General features: G+C 56.4%; 16 protein-coding genes. 8 read left to right on the top strand and 8 right to left on the bottom strand.

Features of this window, described 5'->3' with window-relative positions:
• Positions 1–13 precede the first annotated feature (13 nt).
• On the top strand, positions 14–526 hold the full coding sequence (locus J2S70_RS05670; RefSeq protein ID WP_307682766.1) for a TM2 domain-containing protein: 513 nt from the start codon (positions 14–16) through the stop codon (positions 524–526).
• On the opposite strand, the gene J2S70_RS05665 is transcribed toward J2S70_RS05670, so the two are convergent.
• Positions 517–1,983, bottom strand: coding sequence for an amidase (locus J2S70_RS05665; RefSeq protein ID WP_307682765.1), 1,467 nt, complete (start codon positions 1,981–1,983; stop codon positions 517–519). The genes J2S70_RS05670 and J2S70_RS05665 overlap by 10 nt on opposite strands.
• A 117-nt stretch (positions 1,984–2,100) precedes the next feature.
• Here J2S70_RS05665 and J2S70_RS05660 point away from each other — a divergent pair, with 117 nt between their 5' ends.
• Complete coding sequence (locus tag J2S70_RS05660) at positions 2,101–3,501, top strand: mycothione reductase (RefSeq protein WP_307682764.1); 1,401 nt, start codon at positions 2,101–2,103, stop codon at positions 3,499–3,501.
• Positions 3,502–3,539: 38 nt separating this feature from the next.
• Here J2S70_RS05660 and clpB read toward each other — a convergent pair whose 3' ends face one another.
• Entirely contained in the window at positions 3,540–6,227 is a 2,688-nt protein-coding gene (clpB, locus tag J2S70_RS05655) for an ATP-dependent chaperone ClpB (RefSeq protein WP_307682763.1), read from the bottom strand.
• A gap of 172 nt (positions 6,228–6,399) precedes the next feature.
• Between clpB and J2S70_RS05650 the strand changes: the two genes are divergently transcribed.
• Together J2S70_RS05650 and J2S70_RS05645 are read left to right on the top strand one after the other, a co-directional pair.
• Entirely contained in the window at positions 6,400–7,413 is a 1,014-nt protein-coding gene (locus J2S70_RS05650) for an Fpg/Nei family DNA glycosylase (RefSeq protein WP_307682762.1), read from the top strand.
• Positions 7,414–7,536: 123 nt separating this feature from the next.
• Positions 7,537–8,910: a YkvI family membrane protein gene (locus J2S70_RS05645; RefSeq protein WP_307682761.1), complete on the top strand. Its 1,374-nt coding sequence runs from the start codon at positions 7,537–7,539 to the stop codon at positions 8,908–8,910.
• On the opposite strand, the gene gluQRS is transcribed toward J2S70_RS05645, so the two are convergent.
• Positions 8,882–9,787 (bottom strand): tRNA glutamyl-Q(34) synthetase GluQRS, encoded by a 906-nt coding sequence (gene gluQRS / locus J2S70_RS05640; RefSeq protein WP_307682760.1) that lies wholly within the window; start codon positions 9,785–9,787, stop codon positions 8,882–8,884. The genes J2S70_RS05645 and gluQRS overlap by 29 nt on opposite strands.
• Positions 9,788–10,293: 506 nt before the next feature.
• On the opposite strand from gluQRS, the gene J2S70_RS05635 reads away from it, so the two are divergent.
• The 4 genes from J2S70_RS05635 to J2S70_RS05620 all read left to right on the top strand — a co-directional run bounded on the left by J2S70_RS05635 (position 10,294) and on the right by J2S70_RS05620 (position 15,299).
• Positions 10,294–10,974: an NADPH-dependent F420 reductase gene (locus J2S70_RS05635; RefSeq protein WP_307682759.1), complete on the top strand. Its 681-nt coding sequence runs from the start codon at positions 10,294–10,296 to the stop codon at positions 10,972–10,974.
• Between the two features lie 42 nt (positions 10,975–11,016).
• Entirely contained in the window at positions 11,017–13,026 is a 2,010-nt protein-coding gene (locus tag J2S70_RS05630) for an alpha/beta hydrolase family protein (RefSeq protein ID WP_307682758.1), read from the top strand.
• A gap of 162 nt (positions 13,027–13,188) precedes the next feature.
• Positions 13,189–13,917, top strand: coding sequence for a glycerophosphoryl diester phosphodiesterase (locus J2S70_RS05625; protein WP_307683379.1), 729 nt, complete (start codon positions 13,189–13,191; stop codon positions 13,915–13,917).
• A 50-nt stretch (positions 13,918–13,967) separates the two neighbouring features.
• Positions 13,968–15,299 (top strand): MFS transporter, encoded by a 1,332-nt coding sequence (locus tag J2S70_RS05620; protein WP_307682757.1) that lies wholly within the window; start codon positions 13,968–13,970, stop codon positions 15,297–15,299.
• A 70-nt stretch (positions 15,300–15,369) separates the two neighbouring features.
• Here J2S70_RS05620 and J2S70_RS05615 read toward each other — a convergent pair whose 3' ends face one another.
• From J2S70_RS05615 to dnaK, 5 genes are read right to left on the bottom strand one after another with little or no spacing between them, the layout of a single operon-like run.
• Complete coding sequence (locus tag J2S70_RS05615; RefSeq protein ID WP_307682756.1) at positions 15,370–16,038, bottom strand: NUDIX hydrolase; 669 nt, start codon at positions 16,036–16,038, stop codon at positions 15,370–15,372.
• 4 nt (positions 16,039–16,042) lie between these two features.
• Positions 16,043–16,576 (bottom strand): heat shock protein transcriptional repressor HspR, encoded by a 534-nt coding sequence (locus J2S70_RS05610; protein WP_307682755.1) that lies wholly within the window; start codon positions 16,574–16,576, stop codon positions 16,043–16,045.
• Positions 16,577–16,606: 30 nt separating this feature from the next.
• Positions 16,607–17,611 (bottom strand): J domain-containing protein, encoded by a 1,005-nt coding sequence (locus J2S70_RS05605; RefSeq protein ID WP_307682754.1) that lies wholly within the window; start codon positions 17,609–17,611, stop codon positions 16,607–16,609.
• A 38-nt stretch (positions 17,612–17,649) separates the two neighbouring features.
• Positions 17,650–18,240, bottom strand: a complete 591-nt coding sequence (locus J2S70_RS05600) for a nucleotide exchange factor GrpE (RefSeq protein ID WP_307682753.1) — start codon at positions 18,238–18,240, stop codon at positions 17,650–17,652.
• Between the two features lie 55 nt (positions 18,241–18,295).
• Positions 18,296–20,182, bottom strand: a complete 1,887-nt coding sequence (gene dnaK / locus J2S70_RS05595; RefSeq protein WP_307682752.1) for a molecular chaperone DnaK — start codon at positions 20,180–20,182, stop codon at positions 18,296–18,298.
• Between the last annotated feature and the right edge of the window lie 316 nt (positions 20,183–20,498).

Raw genomic sequence — 20,498 nt, 5'->3', positions numbered from 1 at the left:
TTAGTATGGCCGTATGAAGGACGAGACGCCGAGGTTGTCCGCGGACGAGGTTCGATTTGAAACGTCGCCTGATCCGCTACTTGTCGAGTCTGAAAACAACTTTGGCCCTAACTTATACGCCCCCGGCCCTCTCGGGCTTTTCCGCGGTGCTAGTTATCATCAATGTAACGCAAAGACGTTGCACAACCAGCACTATGCTCGCCAGCGCCAAGCGGCATTGCGCGCGCATCCATCCCAGCTCGGTCGCACGTCTTCAAAACCGCGAACCGCCCACCCTGAAATTTCCAAACCGGCGAATCGGGGCAAGAGGATGATCGCAATCTGCCTCGGATTACTATTTGGAACGCTGGGCGCTCACAATTTTTTCCTTGGCAAGACTCAGCGAGCAATTGTCAACATTGTGGTCTGGCTGATCGGCCTCGCCTCAAGCTCGGCAACCGGCAACCTTTTACTCATGCTACCGATCGTCGCGCTCGTACTTGTCGAATGCACACAAATCTGGCGCGGCACAGGCGATTACGCGTAGCGGCGGATCACTTCAAGTTGACGTTCGCGCCAAGGTAGCGCTCTTTCAATCTGAGCTGCCAGCCCGAGGAGCATCTCATCGGTACCGATATGCACTGAGTTGAGCATGATCGAGAACGGAAGAACGACGCCGTCGTGTTCGTCTAACGCCTCGCCGTTCGGCCAGTCTTGGCCCACTTTTCCAGCGAGTACGGGGAGCGCGATCGATGGCGCGCCGAGCATGTTCCACACGCTCGTCCACGGCGTGAATCGCCGCTGGGAGTAAAAATCCTCTGCCGGGTCCTCTTTCATGAGATCCTCGGGCCGGAGCGTGCCCGGCGGCAGTGCGGCTGTGAGGATCACGTCGAAGTCTGCCCATTCGCTAACCACCTTACGAGTTAGCGCCTGCGCTCCGCTCACCGCGTTCGCGTATTCGACAGCTGAAAATCCTTGGCCCATGTCACGTAGCCAGCGCGTCAGGGGCTCAAGCTGGTCAACGGCTTCCTCGGGCACGGGCAGTTGGGCCGCGGAAGTCGACCACAGCGGCATAAAGGTTTCCCAATCTTGTGAATTCATCGGCCTGGAAGCGATCTCCACGTGGTGACCGAGCGACTCGAGGGTGCGGGCTGTCAGCTCTACCGCCTCTCTCGAATGCGGGTGCATATCGATTTCTTCAACATTGAGCGGTTCCCAAAGGATGCCGATGCGCAGCTCATTTTGCGGCCGATCGCACGCGTCGAGGTAGGTGGTGTGCGGGCGGTTTCGCAACCATGGATCACCGGGCTGGTACTGGGAAAGAACGTCAAGGAAAGCGGCCGTGTCACGTACATCGCGCGTAATCACACCGTTTGTTGGCAGGCCAGCACCGTCGACGCCGGGCGCCGCCGAGACAAGCCCACGTGAAGGTTTGAGCCCAACCAGGCCGGTCGCCGAAGCAGGAATGCGGATCGATCCGCCGCCGTCGGAAGCGTGGGCCACCGGTGCAATGCCAGCGGCTACTGCCGCTGCGGCTCCGCCCGAAGATCCACCCGCGGTGCGGCTCAGATCCCACGGCGAACGAGCTTTCGGCCCAGCAACAGGTTCGGTATACGGCGGAAAGGCGAACTCCGGGGTGGAGGTTTTGCCGATGCACACCGTGCCAGCTTCGGCCAGAAGTTCGACGACGGCGTCGTTCGTTTCGGCAACGTGCCCGCGCATGATCCGCGCCCCGGCTTCCATCGGCTGGCCGGCAACCTGGTTGATGTCCTTGATCGGAAGGGGTACACCGGCGAAGGCAGGGGCATCGCCGTCGGCGAGAGCGCGATCCGCGCGCTTTGCCTGCTCGCGGGCAAGTTCGGGCGTAAGGTGAGCGAACGCGCCCACCTGGGCGCCAACGCGTTCGGCACGCTCGAGCGCATTTTCAGTCACTTCAACCGCTGAGACCTCTCGGTTCTTCAAAGCGCCGGCAAGTTCACGGGCAGTCATTTCGTTCAGGTTCATGACAAAAGTATGGCATGGAAATAATTTTGGCGGGATGCTTCGAGTGCTTAGGCAAGCAAGATCAGCGGGTAGCATAGCGCCCGGCGTGAGCCGCGAAAGAATCGTTAGTCTAGGCTCATGCACTACGACCTCGTCATTATCGGATCCGGATCAGCAAATTCGATTCCCGGGCCGGAGTTCGCAAACCAGAAAATCGCGCTCATTGAAGAAGGCACCTTCGGAGGCACATGCCTCAACGTCGGTTGCATCCCAACAAAAATGTTCGTCCATACTGCCGATCTTGCACGCCAAGCCGCCGATGGCGCACGCTTCGGCCTGAACACATCGTTTAACGGCGCGAGCTGGCCAGCTATCCGCGAGCGTATTTTTGGCCGAATCGATCCGATTTCACAGGCGGGCGAGGAGTATCGAAACTCCCATCCAGATAACGAGAATCTCGATCTATATCGTGGCCGCGCTCGCTTCCTAGGGCCCAAACAACTCGAGGTTGCCACAGAAAACGGACTGGTGGAACTCACTGCGGACAAGATCGTGATAGCCACGGGATCGCGGCCCGCACTTCCAAACTTGGCTGGTATCCACGACGTCGACATCTTCAATAACGCCTCCGTCATGCGAATGGAGGAACTACCAGATTCCTTGCTCGTGCTGGGATCTGGCTATATCGCCGTCGAGATGGCCTACGTGTTCTCGGCGTTGGGTGTGAACGTGACCGTCGTAGCCCGCAGTGGCGCGCTATTGCGTTCCCAAGACGCGGATATCTCGCGCACCTACACTGAACTGGCGACCGGCTCCCACGGTGTTGAGCTGAACTTCAACTCTACGAAAGTAGAACACATCGACGGCCAGGTTCACCTAACCGGCGTACAAGATGGCCGCGAGCGCACGCTCGTCGCCGATGAACTTCTCGTGGCAACCGGCCGCATTCCCAACACGGATCAACTGGGTCTAGAAAACGCCGGAGCCCTCGTTGAAGATGGGCGAGTGTGTGCGGACGAATACCAACGCGTACTCGGCCTGGATCGCACGCCGATCGATGGGCTCTTCACGCTCGGAGACGCTTCCTCTGCCTACATGCTCAAACATATTGCCAACCATGAGATGCGGGTAGTACGCCATAACCTGCTCAACCCGCACGACATGATCAAGGTCAATCACCAAGTTGTTCCCGCCGCGATTTTCGGACATCCGCAGATAGGCACCGTGGGAATCACCGAACAGGCCGCAGCCGATGCGGGCATCGACGTCGTCGTTGGAATTCAAAGGTACGCCGATATTGCCTATGGTTGGGCAATGGAGGCGCCGGAAGGATTTGCAAAAATCGTAGCCGAACGGGAGACCACCGCAATCCTTGGCTGCCACATCATTGGCCCGCAAGCACCCACGCTCGTGCAGCTCATCGTGCAAGCGATGGCCACGGGTCAGACCGCCCGCGATATCGTGCGGGCTCAACACTGGATCCATCCCGCGATGCCAGAACTTATTGAAAACGCACTGCTTCACATAGTCGAAGGATAGTGGAGGTGGCCTCGCCCAAGGGCCAGGCCACCGTCCATTTACTCCACTTTTGTGAGTACAAGCTTGTGCTTACGCACGGGCTCGTCCTTTTGCTGGGCCGTTTGCGGGGCTGAACCGTCGCCGCTCTCCGCAGAAGGTTGCGAGCTAAGGAACGACGTATCGATTTCAGGAGAATCCACGCGGACAGTATCCCCGTCTTCAACCTCGCCGCTCAGGAGCATACGAGCTAGCTGATCGCCAATCTCACGCTGGATCAACCTGCGCAACGGGCGAGCACCATAAGACGGATCATATCCCTCGAGCGTGAGGAGATTCTTAGCCGACTCCGTGATCTCGAGCGTGATTCGGCGGGACTCTAGGCGCGCCATGAGCTGTTCAATCTGCAGATCAACAATCTTGCCGATCTCCTCAACATTCAATGGATCGAACACGATAATGTCGTCCAACCTGTTAAGGAACTCCGGCTTGAAATGTGCCCTAACTGCGGTCATCACCGCATCATGTTTGCCCTCTTGCGTCAGATCCTCGTCCATTAGGAACTGCGAGCCGATATTCGACGTCAAGATCAGGATCGTGTTGCGGAAATCGACCGTGCGACCCTGGCCGTCAGTGAGGCGGCCGTCGTCAAGAACCTGAAGCAGGATGTCAAAGACCTCCGGATGTGCTTTTTCGATTTCGTCGAGCAAAATCACACCGTATGGACGTCGGCGGACTGCTTCCGTAAGCTGGCCTCCCTCCTCGTAGCCGACGTATCCCGGTGGCGCACCGATCAGGCGCGCGACCGAGTGCTTTTCGGCGTATTCCGACATGTCGATACGCACCATGGCGCGTTCGTCGTCGAAGAGGAAGTCCGCAAGCGACTTGGCGAGCTCCGTTTTGCCGACACCGGTCGGGCCCAGGAACATGAAAGATCCCGTGGGCCGGTTTGGATCCGCAACTCCCGCGCGTGAACGGCGCACGGCGTCCGCGACCGTTGCCACGGCTTCGCGCTGTCCGATTAGGCGCTGCCCAATGTGATCTTCCATGCTGAGCAGTTTCTGGGTCTCGCCCTGCATGAGCCGCCCAACAGGAATACCCGTCCACGCAGCCACGACCTCGGCGATACCGTCGGCGTCCACCTTCTCCGCAATCATCGGCGCAGATTCGCTGGAATCGGACTCTTCTTCTGCCTCACCGGCATCGATCTGGGCCTGAATATTCGGGATATCGCCGTTTTGGATTCGGCCTGCGTCTTCGTATCGACCCTCGCGGATAGCCTTCTCAAGTTCCGTACGCAATTCATCTAAACGCACGCGCAGGTCACCGACCTTGTTGCGGCCAGCTTTTTCAGATTCCCACCGCGCATTGAGCGCCGCCAACTCTTCAGATTTGTCTGCGAGCTCTGCTTCAAGACGCTCAAGGCGCTCCGTAGCGGCTTCATCCTGCTCGTCGTTGTCCTCAAGATAGGCTTTTTCCATCTTGAGGCGATCAACTTGGCGCTGAAGCACGTCGATTTCTTCAGGTGATGAATCGAGCTCCATGCGCAAACGCGAGGCCGCTTCATCAACGAGGTCAATCGCCTTGTCCGGTAGTTGGCGGCCAGAAATGTAACGATCGGAAAGGCTAGCAGCGGCTACAAGCGCACCGTCCGAGATCGTTACCTTGTGGTGGGCCTCGTACTTGGGTGCGATACCGCGCAGAATCGCCACCGTATCCTCCACCGAAGGCTCACCTACAAATACCTGTTGGAAACGCCGCTCTAGCGCCGGGTCTTTTTCAATATTTTCGCGATATTCATCCAGCGTGGTTGCACCCACCAAACGAAGTTCGCCGCGAGCCAGCATCGGCTTGAGCATATTGCCAGCATCGAGCGATGAATCTCCCCCGGCTCCAGCGCCAACCACTGTGTGGAGCTCATCGATAAAGGTAACGACCTCGCCGTCGGAATCCTTGATCTCTTGCAGGACTGCCTTAAACCGCTCCTCAAATTCACCACGGTATTTAGCACCCGCGAGCATACCCGAAATATCGAGCGAAATAAGCCTCTTACCCTGCAAGGATTCGGGCACATCGCCATCAACGATCCGCTGCGCAAGGCCTTCAACGACGGCCGTTTTGCCGACGCCTGGCTCACCGATAAGAACGGGGTTGTTCTTTGTTCTGCGCGAGAGCACTTGCACAACCCGCCGAATCTCGGAGTCTCGGCCAATCACGGGGTCGAGCTTTCCTTCACGAGCCATGGCCGTAAGATCCGTACCGTATTTTTCGAGAGCTTGGAAGGTGCCCTCCGGGTCGGGACTATCTACCTTTCGGTTGCCTCGAACATTGGGCAACGCGGCCATCAATTGATCGTGGCCCGCACCCGTTGAACGCAAAATTTCACCCGCTGAATGCTGCGAACTGGAAAGTGCAAGTAGCAGGTGTTCCGTTGAAATATAGGAATCGCCAAGCGCAGTTGCTTCCTTGCCCGCATCGGACAAGACCAGGTTCGTGGGCCGGGACGCCTGCGGATTACCCGCGGAACTCCCCTGCACAGCGGGCAAAGTAGCCAGTTGCGCGCTCACTCGTTGCGCAATCGTATTTTGATCCGCGCCGACTGCTTCTAACAGCGCGTTTGCCACGCCGTCCTTCTGATTGAGAAGTGCGGCAAGAATATGGGTGGGCTCAAGCTGCGGGTTACCTGCCCTGGTTGCGGCAGTTAACGCGTCAGCAATGGCCTCCTGTGACTTGGTTGTCAGCTTATCCATCTGTACCTCCGTTAGGCTCGCATGGAGCCCGCTATAAAAATCTATCCACTAGTAACAACGTCAACTAAGTTGAGTCTATTCCACTCAACTAAACGAGTGGGTGTGGTGTGCACTACAGGCGAAGACGACGTGGCGCACCGGCAAAAACGGGCGCGCCGGGTAACCTAGAACCATGCCAGAAGGTCATTCCGTTCATCGCCTTGCCCTCGTTCTTACCGAGCTCTTCGCGGGAGAAGTCGTTGCAGCCTCCTCTCCGCAGGGCCGGTTTTCTGCGGGAGCGGAAATTCTCGATGGCAGCCGCGTGCTCCCCTCGCAGGCGTGGGGTAAACACCTATTCATTCCATTCGTGGATGCAACCGTTCCTCACGAGGCAGCGGCATTCACCCTTGAACAGATCGCAGAGCACCCTCACATCAGGTGGATTCACGTCCATCTCGGTCTTTACGGGCGCTGGGTTTTTAACGGCGATGAATCATTCCTCAAGTCCAAACTACTAGGCGTGCCGCACATCATTATCGGCGAAGGTGATGAGATCCGCTCTGCGATCACCGACCCATCGGATGATGTACAGTTCGGAGCCCGGACACGCTCAACAGAAGCCGCATCCCCGTCGCAGCCGTGGCAGGCACCACCACCTCGAGGCGCCGTCCGGCTTCGCATTTTGACCGACCGCGGCGCGGCCGATCTTTCCGGCCCGAATCAGTGCGAAGTGAAAACCGGCACGGAGGTCAACAAAGTTCTAGAACGGCTCGGGCCGGATCCGCTTCGCAATGCACCCGGCGATCGTTCACTGTTCATCGATTTAGTTCGCAAGAGACGTTCCCCCATTGGGGGGCTTGTCATGGACCAATCGATAGCTGCGGGTCCGGGTAACATCTACCGCGCAGAATCACTTTTCCGAGTTGGCATCCACCCGTATCGTCCCGGCTCCAGAGTATCTCGGGAGCGTATTGGCTACCTGTGGGACGATCTCGTCGAAACGATGACCAATGGGCTGGAGACAGGAACCATCCAGACCATCCAAAACGACCTCGCACCCGAGCTGCCAATCGAGGGCGATCCTGAGGCTTCACGCTGGGCGGTCTACCATCGCACGGGCCGGCCCTGCCTGCGTTGCGGCGTTACGGTTCGAGAGAAACTCATGCAGGGCAGGCGCCTATTTTGGTGCCCGGGCTGCCAGCACTAATGTGCAAAACTACCGCCAGCAAAGGTGAGAATGCTCTAAGTTCCTCCCACAAGATCACGATCTCATGCGCGGGCCGATACCGTACCTGCGGATGCAAATCTCAGTTACAGGAAGTAGAAGACAATGCTCAAACGCGTCATAGTGATAGCTCTCGCCTACATTGGAGTCGTGGTCGGCGCCGGATTTGCATCTGGCCAAGAGGTTCTTCAGTATTTCGTCGCTCACGGCCGCTCTGGAATCGTCGCAGTTGCTATCACCGCAGCCCTCATGGCAGCGATTGGCGTTGCCGCGCTTCAACTGGGTTCCTATGCTGGAGCGAAGGAACACTCGACGGTATTTAACCAAATTGCCCATCCTTTGATCGCCCGAGCATTGGACGCATTTATCGTCTTCACATTATTTGGCATTGGCTTTGTGATGATCGCAGGAGCCGGGTCGAATCTGGAACAGCAGTTCGGCCTACCCGTGTGGGTGGGATCAGCAATTATGGTTACCTTAGTTGTGTCCGTAGGCATGCTTGATGTCGAAAAGGTTACGAACATCATTGGCGGGCTGACCCCACTCATGGTCGTCATTATCCTCGCAGCAACGGTGTACGCATTCCTCAATCCGGATGGTTCGATAACAGAAATGCAAGTGTATTCGTACACTGTTGAACCCGCTTTGTCTAACCTCGCACTGTCAACGATCAACTACGTCGCATTCGCGTTTGCCACAGGCGCGTCGATGATGATCGTCATGGGTGGAGACATGTTCAACCCTAAAGAGGCTGGCGTAGGCGGCCTTCTCGGTGGCCTCGGGTTTGGCACTCTCCTCGTGCTGTCCACCATGGCACTATTTCTCAAACTCCCGTCCGTATCAACCTCCCCCATGCCCACCCTTGCACTTATCGATTCGATCAATCCCACCTTCGGCCTCATTGCAGCTTTGGTGATTTACGGGATGATCTTCAACACCGCGATCGGCATGTATTATGCACTCGCAAAGCGCGCAGCTGGCGTACGAAAGACCTTTTTTAAGCCCACCTTGTTCGGAACCGTTACCATCGGTTTCGCGCTCTCGTTTCTTGGCTTTGAGGAGCTCGTCGGCACCCTTTACCCAATTATTGGATACGTGGGCATCGCTCTTACTGTTCTCATCATCGTCGGCTGGTTCACTGCGCGGAGTAAAATTTCGGAAGAGACAAGCCGCCGCGCTCGGATTCGCAGACTCTTCCGCCTACGCTGGGAAAAGCAGGCAACCTACTCACCCGAAAACCACGAAGAACTGACTAAGCACATTGAGGCATCAACCCTCGATAATCACGAAGTAGCGCTAGCCGTTCGTGACGAGATTGTGGCTGAAATTGAAGCAGATCCAAACGCTGATGTAGATCCGGTGCTCGCGCAGCACCACGGCTATCAGGACGGCGAATTCGGCGAAACAAAATTAGATTTCCCGCATCCTGCCGAGCTCCGCGCTGAGTCTTTCACCGAGGCCCCTTCTCAAGAGCGCTAACATCCACAAACCACGGCTCTCGAGGGATCAACTCCGGTGAAATGTCAGCCAGCTTAGCGTCCGCTACCAGTCCGAGCGACTCGAGTAGGAGCGCACGCACATCCTCGGCATTCCAACCGTGTTTGGCTAGATCGCCGAGCGTAACCGCGCCGTCACGTTTGGCAAGCCGCGCGCCTTCGAGGTTCAGCACGAGCGGCACATGGATATATTCCGGCATGGGATAGCCGAGCAAATGTTGCAGGTAAACCTGGCGCGGGGTTGAGGAGAGCAGATCGTCGCCCCGGACAATTTGCGTGATCTGAAAATCGCCATCATCGACGACGGCAACAAAGTTGTACGCATAGGTGCCGTCTCCACGGCGAATAACGAAATCGTCGACTGCACCCGTGTACCGACCGGAGATTCGATCTGTTATTTCCAGCTCGAGAACGTCAGTTTTCAGACGGTACGCGGGGCCGCGATTCATTTCTGCGATCTTTTCCATGCCGGCCCGACGTTCGCTAGCGGTGAGCTCGCGACACGTGCCCGGGTAGGCCCCGGGCGGGCGATGCGGAGCGGTTACGACGTCGGCAAGCTCGCGGCGCGTACAGTAGCACTCGAAAAGCAGGTCGCGTTCCCGAAGGTTTTCAAAAACTTCCTCATAACGAACCAGCCGCTTCGATTGGAACAAAACCTCGCCGTCCCAGTCGATGCCAATAGCTCGAAGATCTGCCAGTTGGGGCGAATAGAACTCTTCGCGTGAGCGCTCGTCGAGATCTTCCATGCGCATATGGAAACCAAGACCTTCCCGGCGGGCGAAGGCCCAAGCCAGTAGGGCTGTGCGTAGGTTACCTATGTGGAGCTCCCCGGAGGGGGACGGCGCATATCTGCCACTCATGTGCAGATTCTTTCATAGGTGCTTAAAATTTCCATGCCGAGGGTATTAATATCTGCGAGGCGGCCTCGGCTCAGGTTCCGTGGTTGGTCGCCCCTCTCTTGGCCTCACCTTCGTAATTTTGTGAATTACCCCAGCCGTAAGCGCCGATGACCAGATCGTTCGAGCTCACATCGCCAGTGCTTGCAAGAGTTTAAGACTCTACTGAGCTCAAGAGTGCCACCGATCCCGCCGAGGCACTCATATTCACCCCGCCACCGGCGTCCGCGTAAAGCTCCGTCATGTGCGTATGATTCGCGCCCAAAACTAGGTAGTAGCCACCAGGGGCATGGCCAACGCTACAGCCGCAAAACTCGTGGCAATTGATCGTTTTTTCGCAGAACATCCCTTCGTGTGTGTGACATTTGCGCGCAAAGCGCAACCGTATAACCGAGACTAGCTTTCATTTTCGGCAAGAAAGTGAACGGAAACTAAACACTGTTTAGGATGACGAGTAAAAGGGGAGAGTTATGGATGTTTTAGCATCTGGCGCGGCCGTCATCGGAGCAGGTCTCGAGGGAACAGCGATCGCCGAAAGGCTTGTGTCACTAGGTACGACGACGTTCGTGGCCGCCTCGCGCCCAGCTGAGAAGCTTGCGCCAGAGCTCGCCAATACCGTTCCGGGGGCCAGGGCCATCGACGTCGCCAAAATCGCCAATCTTCCAGACGAAACGCCGGTGTTTTTAGCAATCCCCCTCTCGGAAATGCACACGATTCCACCGGCAACACTCGCGGGCAAGCTCGTGATCGACGTTGCTAACTTCTGGCCAAAATTAGATGCCGCCACAGAATTCGCCGACGCTCCGAGAGATACAAGTCTCGTAACACAACAGCACTTCCGGGACTCGGCAGTCGTGAAAACTTTGAACCACATGGCCTACTCGGACATCAGCTTCGATGCGCGCCCCCGATCCTCCGCATACCGCCGCGCACAAGCAGTGGCTGGCAACGATGCGCAAGCCCGGCATCGGGCGGCATACCTGGTAGACACCATGGGATTTGATGCCGTCGATGCAGGCCCGCTCATCAATGGGCGAATGTTCGGGCCGGGAACGCAAATATTTAATGGTGGGTGGCGCACAGCCGAGCAGATTGCTCGAATTTTAAGGCGCAGAACCGACTATCCAGCAAAGGCTCTTCTTCTTTCATAACGCCGTGAACACACATTTGTCAGCGTGCTCTAGAATGCGCTCATGACAATTTTTGAATCCCTGGAAAACTTCGTATCTCACCCGCGCATCAGTGCGCTGACCACCAAGCACGGTCGGACCATCGCAACTGTTGCCCGAATTTCTCAAGCGAAGGATTCCTACGTGTCATCGCTGGTCGACATCAGCAACGACCGCCCGCGCACCCTGACACGATCAATGAAGGGTGAAAGCCTGATGGCAATTGGCGAACGCGGAGAAGTTTATTTCGCCTCCGGCCGCAACGACGAACACGGAAATGAAAACGCTCACGCACTTTGGATGCTTCCCCCATCCGGCGAAGCGCGGGTCATTGCAAGAACTCCCGGTGAGATCTTGGCGGTGATTGCCGCAGGCGGCAAGCTTTTTATAACCGCAAAGACCTTTCCAAAGCGCAACGCTGAAGAAGCAGCAGAACTCGCCAAAAAGCGTGCCGACCTCGGAGTCTCCGCGATCTTGCACGAAGACTTTCCCGTGCGCTACTGGGATAGCGACCTCGGCCCAACCTATCCCCACCTTTTTGTGGCAGATACGCCCGATTTAGATGACTTCGCAGCGGTTGTTCCCGACGAACCCGAGGAAGAGCTTGCGCTTCCGAAATCGGAGATTGCTTTACGCCCGATTCGGTTACCCGAGGGGAAACTGAGCGATGTACACGTTAGCGCCGACGGGACTCGCGCCCTTGTAACGATCGGTCGAACAGTCAAAAATTCCACGGAGCAAGTCAGTTCTGTTTACGAAATTGACGTCGAAACGGGCGCGAGCCGCGAAGTCGCCGTCGCGCCGCGCCAGCATTCCCTGGTGGCCGACTATACAAGTTACACGGCAGGTCCTTACAGCCCGGATGGTTCTCAAGTCCTGGTTCACGCCTCCAGCGGAAACATGGACGGCGATCCCCTACGCGCGTGGATAGAAATCGCAGAAGGTGGCGAGCGACGTCGTATTCCGGCTGATTTTGACGACTGGCCCTCGGAATGTGCGTGGGTTAGTAATGACACTCTCGTTTTGAGTGCGCCGCGGCGCGGACGGCAGTCGCTGTACCTCGTTACGACGGCGGGCCACGCTAATCTGCTCACGGACGACGACTATGCCTACACCAATATCGGCGTTCGCGACGGCGCAATCTACGCCCTCCGTTCGGCAATCACCGAGCCCGGTCAGCCCGTGCGCGTCAACCTCGACGGCCAGGTGACAGAATTGACTGAGCTGACCCCCGACGTTCACGCTCCAGGGCGCACCGAAAACGTTACAACCCACGGAACCGATGGCACCGAAATCCGGGCATGGCTCTGCCTACCAAAAGATACTAACTCACCCGCACCGCTTCTAACTTTCGTGCACGGCGGCCCGTGGGGCACGTGGAATGACTGGACATGGCGCTGGAATCCCTGGCCGTTCGTCGCCAAGGGCTACGCGGTTCTTCTGCCAGACCCCGCAATTTCCACCGGGTATGGGCAAGCAATGATCGATCGTGGAAACGACGCGATCGGCGATGCACCATACACCGACATTCTCAAACTCATTGCCACCACCGAGGAACGAGAAGATATTGACGAAAAGCGGACCGCTCTGCTAGGCGGATCGTACGGCGGCTATATGGCCAACTGGATGGCCGGGCACACTGGGAAACGATTCGCCTGCATCGTTAGCCACGCTTCGCTTTGGAACATCGCGCACATGGCTGGCACTACCGATAACGGCTCGTGGTATGAGTGGATGATGCCTAGTCAAGAAGCCATCTACTCGCCGCATCGTTTTGCAGATCAAATTCAAGTTCCCATGCTCGTCATCCACGGCGATAAGGACTACCGTGTTCCTATCAGCCAGTCACACGCACTTTGGCAAGCGCTGAATCGGGTGGCACACGTTCGCGGCCACAAGTTCCTCTATTATCCCGACGAAAATCATTGGATTCTGAAGCCGTCGAACTCGATGGTGTGGTATCAAACCGTGATGGCCTTCCTCGACCATCACGTTCTTGGAAAAGAGTGGTCGAAGCCAGAGCTGCTTGGCTAGCACATTCCAAAACGGGCCGGAATTTCTTAACTCGGGAAAACCGCTGCGCATATTTTCAAAATTAACCTTACGTTATCTTTTGTTTGCCCATTGTTTACCCCATGTTTACACTTGCATAGGGGCTTCTCCACGCACATAGTCACACAATGGAGGTTGGACTTGATGACGCAACGGATTTTCGCACATCGAGGCGTCAGTAGCCTCAAACCTGAAAACACGATGGCAGCCTTTAACGAAGCCGTAAACTTGGGATTGACTTGGATAGAAACTGATGTGGATATTCTCGGTGATGGCACCCCTATCCTCATTCACGACACCTCGCTCGATCGCACTACCGACTCATCGGGCTCTTACTATTCACTGACAAAGTCTGACTTAGCAAATATTGATGCTGGATCTTGGTTTGGACCGGAATGTGCAGGAGAACCTATTCCGACACTGCGCGAGCTCGTCGATTTCATGAACGAGACCGGGCTCAATGCCAACATCGAACTGAAGTCAAACGAGGCTGGCGCACAAATGAGCCGACAACTGATCGACCGCGTCCTGTCGGAGCTAGAGCGTCTCAACGGCCCGGAAGTTATCCTTTCGTCTTTCAATCACCTCCTCCTCAAAGAGGTCAGGGACAGAAATTCCGAGGTGCCCATCGGAGCACTATTCGTCAAAGAAAATCTGTGGCCCGACTGGAAATCGATTCTTGAGTTGCTCGAGGCACAACACATTCACCCCGAATCAGACGGCCTTACAAAAGAAATGGTCACCAAATTCCGATCCGCTGGCTACGGAGTCAATGTCTGGACAGTTAACACTCCTGAACGAGCAAGTGAGCTTTTCACCTGGGGCGTTACCGGAATCTTTTCTGACGTCCCCCATTTACTCCTCGACCGATAGCCTCAACGCTTATTTTCAGTCGATTTTGGAAAAACCATAAAGGAGAAATAATGACCGGCAACGAAGCCGCCAAAATTAACTCTGATAAGAAGAGATTTCAGATACCTATTTTTCTACGCAGAGGCAGGATCGCACCGTTCCTCACGGTCGTCCTTGCGGGCCAATTGACCTATTCGGCATTTGAGGCATTTAAAGGCTCGCTGATGCTTCCACTGACCGAGGCGCTTGGGATTTCCATCGGTCAATTTGGCGTCCTCATGGGCTGGCTTGGCATTGCCATGTTCCTATATGTCCCTGGCGGGTGGGTAAACAACAGATTTACGATCCGACAGATCCTCGTTGCTTGGGCGGGTTGGCGTCTCATCACGGGACTCGCTTTGTTCACCATTCCAGGACTTTCTTTCAACATGATGATTGCTATCGCGATCTCGTGGGGTGTCTGGGATGCGATCGGCTGGCCCGCCGTCGTCAACGGTGTGGCATTTCTGTCCCAAGATCAGGACAAGGAAGGCCGCGGCCTAGCCATGGGGTTACTCGAATCGATCCGCCGCGCTGTTGAATTTCTCATGAACGCGGCCGTCATCGGACTCTTAGCCGTTTTCGCCGAACATGCTACCACCGTGATGCGGATTGCTGCGATCACCTACACGTTGATACTCATTCCGCTCATTTTAGCAATCCTAAAATTCGTTCCAAAGAATGCAACAGCCGCACCTGAGAACGAGGACGACACGGAAAATAAAGCTGCCCTGCGCGGACTTGCTCACGTGCTCATCAAACCACGAGTTTGGATGGCCGGCGTAGCCGCCATGTGCGTCTATTGGTGCTACGTCAACCTCATTTACTCTTCCGCGCCGTACCTACAGCTCGTTTACAATGCCAACGCCGCCCAGGCGGGCGCGTTCGGTATCTTTAACACCGGCTTAGTTGGAATTTTTGCTGGGCTCATAGCGGGCCTCCTAGCCGACTACGTTTTCAAGTCCTCAACGAGGATGATGGGGGTGTCGCTCACGATCATTGCGCTCGGAACCATCGCAATATTCCTGATGCCGGGCGCACACGTCGTGATGGCAATGCTTCTACTGATTGTGATGGCCTTCGGCGTATTTATGGGCAAGGCCGTCATTCTGGCACCGATCGCCGAACTTCAACTACCCGAGTCAATTAACGGATCTGCGATGGCCGTGGGCTCCTTCCTTGCCTACGCTTCTATTTTCTGGGCAAATCCGCTGACGGCTGGGCTTGTTGAACGAGCCGGCGACAATCCGGCAGCCGGATACCAGCAGGTATTCATGATTACAATCATCGTGTCACTCGTTGGCGCAGCAGCTGCGTGGGGACTCGATTTCCTCAATCGTCGCGAAGCTCGGAAAACGCAGTAGCCCACCAGCCTCCGGGCTGGGATCTCGCGGCACAAGTGTGACACTACCCGCTAGTGTGGATGATCGTCCATCAACTAGAGGTTGAGCCCCACTTTTTCATCGGCATGGCAACTGTTCGCCCGCGGTCCCAAGGCTGCTGCCACCCAGCAAGCTCTAGCAAACTATCGATGAGCATTGCGGTAAATCCCCAGATCACAAGATCACCGTAAACGAATGCCGGGCCCGAGCTCCCGGCATTCGCCGGTTGCTTTTCTGTGTGGCCAAGCTCGCCCCACACCCACGTTCCTCGATTTTCCGGGTTAGCTAGCGCACTCACAGGAACGCGATATATTCCGGCCACTTCGGCAGGATCCGCCAACAATTCCAGATGCTCTGGTGAATCCCACACGCCAATAACGGGAGTCACCGCATATGAGGTAACTGGCAGCGAACTAGCGGGCAAGCGCCCAAGCAATCGAACTCCCTCTGGATCAATCCCGCATTCTTCCCGCGCCTCCCGAAGCGCCGTTTGCTCCGGCGTCTCCGTTCCGTCCCGGCTCCCACCCGGGAAGCTGATCTGCCCCGCATGCTTACGCAAATGAGTGGCCCGCAACGTCAAAATTATCTTCGGATCGGGCTCGTTAGTCAGCAGAATTAAAACGGCCGCCTTCCGCATCCCCATGTCGGGAGCCGGAAGGCGGCTGCCAATATTTTCACCCTCAAGAGCCGATTCGAGTCTGTCGAATTCGCTGCCTGCCAATACGTTACTCCTCGAATAAGCTATGCGGAATAAGAGATCGCGGGCGCCAGATCACAACATCCCGACTCGATCGTGGCATGTGAGCACGTAAAGTTTCACGCGCGTGCTCACGGCGGTCGGCCATGAGCACATCACCGTCCATATCAGCCGCAAAAACGCGACTCAGGCGCCGATCGTAGCGAGTAAGTTGGTCATGCAAATACGCTACGGCTTCGCGTAGCTCCGCAACCTCTTCCTCGGCCCGCATTCGGGCACTTTCGGCACGCGAGGCAGCACGTTCAGCCCTTTCCAACTTTGCTTCAAGATCAAAAATCTTCGCAATGCCGTTTAGGCTAACGCCTTCGTCTTGTGAAAGGCGTTGAATTTCACCAAGCCTATCGACGTCGTTGAGGGAGTAACGCCGGCCTCCGCCCTTTGTACGTTTGGCCACAACGAGGCCTAGCCTGTCATATTGCCGCACCGTCTGCGGGTGCATTCCAGCGAGCTCAGCCGCTACGGTGACCGACAGAATCGGAGTTGATCTCGGTACTTTTGCCATGTCTCCTCCTCTCAAAAAGTTCTCAGATACCTAAATCTTAGCCATATCTCGGAAATCCCGGCGCGGATCGGCATCAGCAGAAGCATCGCGGAACTGCTCAACTGCCTCACGGGCCTCATCGGAGAGTCGCTTGGGCACAACAACCTTAATCCGCACGTACATGTCTCCCACATCCGCACGCCCGTTATCTACGCCCTTGCGCCGCACCCGCAAAACCTTATCGCTCGACGAGCCAGCCGGCACTTTAACTTTCACGGTCTTGCCGTAAATGGTTGGCACTTCGATCGTTGCACCAAGCGTGGCCTCATCAAAGGACACCGGAACATTCACGTACACGTTCAAGCCGTCTAGTTCGTAGACGGGATGGGGTTCCACGTTCACGGTCACCAGCACGTCACCCGCTTCGCCACCATTTTTGCCCGGGCGCCCCTTGCCCTTAATCCTGACCTTCTGCCCATCCGTAATACCGGCAGGCACTTTCGCGGTTACCTTTTCACCGTTTGACGTCACGGTCACCGTGGTCCCATCCATTGCCTGCCGCAGCGGAATCGAGATCGACGCCGTCACGTTCGCACCCTTTTCGGGTCGGCGCCGCGAGCCGAACCCACCGAAACCTCCGAAGCCCCCTGCATCTTGCTGCGGAGCTCCCGCGCCAAACATTTGCGAAAGAATATCTTCAAAACCTGGCGCGTTTGCGCCTCCCGTGGAATAGCGGAAGCTTCCGCCACCGCCTTGGAACGGCGAGAATATGTCGTCGAAACCGCCGCCAGAACCCGAGGAGAAGCGTGGGCCGCCACCTGCCATAGCGCGGATCGCGTCGTACTGTTTGCGGTCTTCCTCATCGGAAAGCACCTGGTAGGCTTCCGAGGCCGCCTTGAATTTTTCTTCCGCCGACTTATCGCCAGGGTTTCGGTCCGGGTGATATTTACGAGCATAGGAATTGTATGCCTTTTTAATATCCGCTTGGCTTGCGTTCTTGTCCACGCCAAGTGCGGCGTAGAAATCCTTCATCATCCAATCTTGGCTAGCTGCCATCGTTCACCTCCTTACCGAAAAACCTTTCATTGCAATCTTTATTCAGGGGAAATCACTCCCACGCGTGCCGGGCGGATTACCTTATCGCCCTGCCGATAGCCGGGCTGGATGAGCTGCGCGATGTGTTGGGTTTCAACCTCGGCCGACGTTTCATTCATCAAAGCATCGTGCAACTCCGGATCGAATTCATCACCTTCAGCGCCGTAGCGCACGAGGCCAAAGTTAGTTTCGAGGGTCTGCTCAAGCTTGTCCACAATCGTACCGGCCGGCCCATCAAGATCGCCGTGTTCGCGGGCCAGAGCCGCGTCGTCGAGCACGGAAAGCAGGGTATCTAGCACCTTCGTGATTCCGTTTTCGTACTGTACCCGCCCCTCAGCCTTCGAGCGCTTCACATAGCCGTTATATTCCTGCTGCAGGTTATATACGTCTGCGTTGCGCCGAGCTAAGTTTTCCTCCAGTTCAGCAACTTTCAGCAACGCCTCGTCTAATTCGGTGAGTTGCGGAGCCGCATCTTGGTCTGTCGATTCGCCTTGATCCTCGTTTACCTGCGAGTGCTGGTCAGCCGTTTCCTGCCCTGACTCTTCGGGCTCTTCGTGATCGTTTGGCACGAAATTTTGATCGTTCGTCATATTCGTTCCCTTTCTAAACGGGGGCGGCGAGATCTCGCCGCCCCCCAGATCACTTTTAGTTCTTCGAGTCGTCTGATTCTTCGTCGTCGACGATCTCGGCATCAACGACGTCGTCGTCCCCAGCGCCAGCGGACTCTTGCGCAGCCTTCGCCGCCTCAGTCCAACCTTCACCAGCCTGCTGGGCTTGCGCATCTGCATACAGAGCCTCGCCAATCTTCTGGCCCTTGGTATTCAAGTCTTCCTGGGCCGCCTTGATTGCCTCGACGTCCTCGCCTTCCAACGCCTTCTTCAAAGCGTCAACGGCTTCCCGGACCTCGGTTGCAACCGAGTCCTCGAGCTTGTCCTTATTTTCATCGAGGAGCTTCTCGATCGAGTAGGCCTGCTGTTCTGCCGTATTGCGAACCTCAGCCTCTTCGCGGCGCTTCTCATCTTCAGCCGCGTTGTCTTCGGCCTCTTTGACCATGCGCTCGATATCTTCCTTCGACAGGGCTGAACCGCCAGTGATCGTGACGGACTGCTCCTTGCCAGTGCCAAGATCCTTGGCAGAAACGTGGACAATACCGTTCGCATCGATATCGAAGGTCACCTCGATTTGCGGCATGCCTCGCGGCGCCGGTGCGATACCCGACAGTTCAAACGTGCCCAGCTGTTTGTTGTCGCGAGCAAATGGGCGTTCGCCCTGGTAGACCTGAATCAGCACCGAGGGCTGGTTATCTTCCGCTGTCGAGAACACTTCTGAACGCTTCGTCGGAATCGCCGTATTGCGTTCGATCAGCTTCGTCATCACTCCGCCCTTGGTCTCGATACCAAGCGAGAGCGGGGTGACGTCAATAAGTAGGACATCGGTACGATCACCCGTGATAACACCGGCTTGGAGAGCTGCGCCAACGGCCACAACCTCATCCGGGTTAACACCCTTATTCGGCTCGCGACCACCGGAGAGCTCCTTAACGACCTCAGAAACGGCCGGCATACGAGTGGAGCCGCCAACCATCACGACGTGGTCAATCTCGGAAAGCTGAATACCGGCGTCTTCGACGACCTTCTTGAACGGCGCCTTAGTGCGCTCGAGCAGATCGCGGGTCATTTCTTCAAACTTCGCACGAGTGAGCGTCTCGTCTAAGTGGATTGGTCCGTTTTCTGACATCGACAGGTACTGAAGCGTAATGTTCGTCGACGTCGTAGACGACAGCTCCTTTTTCGCCTGCTCGGCTGCTTCACGCAACCGCTGCAGCGCAATCTTATCTTTCGACAGGTCCACGCCGTAACCATTCTTCACCTGCTGGACCAACCAGTCGACGATGCGCTGATCCCAGTCGTCACCACCGAGCTTATTATCGCCCGAGGTTGCCTTGACCTGGATGATCGAGAAATCGTCGTCATCCTTGCCAACTTCAAGGAGCGAGACATCGAACGTTCCGCCACCGAGATCGAAGACCAAAATGAGCTCGTCTTCCTTGCCCTTTTCTAAACCGTACGCAAGTGCGGCGGCGGTGGGCTCGTTAACAATTCGCTGGACGTTGAGGCCCGCGATCTGGCCGGCGTCCTTCGTTGCCTGCCGCTGCGCATCATTGAAGTATGCCGGAACGGTAATCACCGCATCCGTCACGGTTTCACCGAGGTATGCCTCGGCATCCTTCTTCAGCTTCTGCAAAATAAACGCCGAAATCTGCTGGGGATTGTACGTCTTATCGTCAATCTTGATGTTCCAGTCCGGATCGCCCATGTGGCGCTTGACTGACTGAACGGTGCGTTCGACGTTGGTCACCGCCTGGCGCTTGGCAATTTCACCAACAAGCACCTCGCCCGTCTTCGAAAAGCCAACCACCGACGGGGTTGTGCGCTGCCCTTCCGCGTTCGCGATCACCGTCGGCTCGCCGCCTTCCAGAACGGAAACCACGGAGTTGGTGGTGCCAAGATCAATTCCTACTGCACGTGCCATAAATAAATCTCCTTCTCTCGGGTTACGCCTAGCGGCGACAACCCCTTCCGAGCCGCAGCCCGGGACCAAATTTTCTTCCTCGTCAAGGATATGCCGCTCTAGTTACTTGCGTCAAGCCAGCTACCCTTTTATTGAGTCCACTTAACTCAACTTTAAATTTGCGTTTTTATTCCCGAGTAGATCGACTGGCCTTCCTGGAGAACTTTGCCTTGGCCACCTCCACAAACCCGAACACCAATCGGCATGGGGAGCATCAAAAGGCATCGGGAGCACCAAACGAGTGGTGCTTTAACCCGTTTGGTGCTCCAGCTGGCTA

This window comes from Trueperella bonasi (assembly GCF_030811535.1).
In the GTDB taxonomy this organism is placed as follows: domain Bacteria; phylum Actinomycetota; class Actinomycetes; order Actinomycetales; family Actinomycetaceae; genus Trueperella; species Trueperella bonasi.
This window is presented reverse-complemented; position numbering and strand designations above follow the sequence as displayed.